Source organism: Bradyrhizobium sp. 142 (genome assembly GCF_023074015.1).
GTDB lineage: Bacteria > Pseudomonadota > Alphaproteobacteria > Rhizobiales > Xanthobacteraceae > Bradyrhizobium.
Genome location: NZ_JADPKQ010000373.1, coordinates 1 through 646, shown reverse-complemented (window position 1 = coordinate 646; position 646 = coordinate 1). Strand labels below are relative to the sequence as shown.

Genomic DNA, 646 nt, shown 5'->3' with positions numbered 1-646 from the left:
CTTGGCCTCCGGCGTGATCACCGGCTCCTTGCCCGGCCGCGGTCGGTCGTCGAGTGCCGCCAGCGCGCCATAAGCGACCGCCCGCTCAACGCAGCGCTGCACCGTCTGATGATGCACGCCAAGTCTTCGTCCTACGGCAAAGAACGATGGGTTCTCGCGGTAGGCCAGCAGCATCGTGGCCCGTGACACCCGGCTCGCCGGCTCGGTTCGGGACCGCGAAAGAGCCATCAACGCTTCAATTTCCGCCTCGCTCATCGCCAGCTCAACTGCTTGCCGCCATGTTGCCATGATACCAATCCTCGTTCGGCCAATCTCAAACGAGGAATCCATCAACACGCTTTCAGTTCCGTCGGTGCCGGTTTCATGGAATCGGTCGTCTAGTCTAGGACGGCGCATCCTATGGGGGTGCGGTGAGAGTCGACGGAAGTCAGCTAATGGAATGGTCCGGCCGTGCTCCGGCCCTGCCAGCACGACAAGCTGGGCAGGGGGCGCCCAAGACAAGGAGCACGCCATGTCTCAGAAACTCAGCTCAGCGATCGCCGTGATGGGCATCGATATCGGCAAGAACTCGTTCCACATCGTGGGCCACGATCAGCGCGGCGCAATCGTGCTGCGGCAGAAGTGGTCACGCGGCCAGGTAGAAGCA

General features: G+C 62.4%; 2 pseudogenes. One reads left to right on the top strand and one right to left on the bottom strand.

What is annotated here, in order from left to right:
• Window positions 1-288 (bottom strand): annotated as a pseudogene (locus tag IVA82_RS34040) (helix-turn-helix domain-containing protein); the annotation flags it as partial.
• Window positions 289-511: 223 nt separating this feature from the next.
• On the opposite strand from IVA82_RS34040, the pseudogene IVA82_RS34035 reads away from it, so the two are divergent.
• A pseudogene (locus IVA82_RS34035) lies at window positions 512-646 on the top strand (IS110 family transposase); the annotation flags it as partial.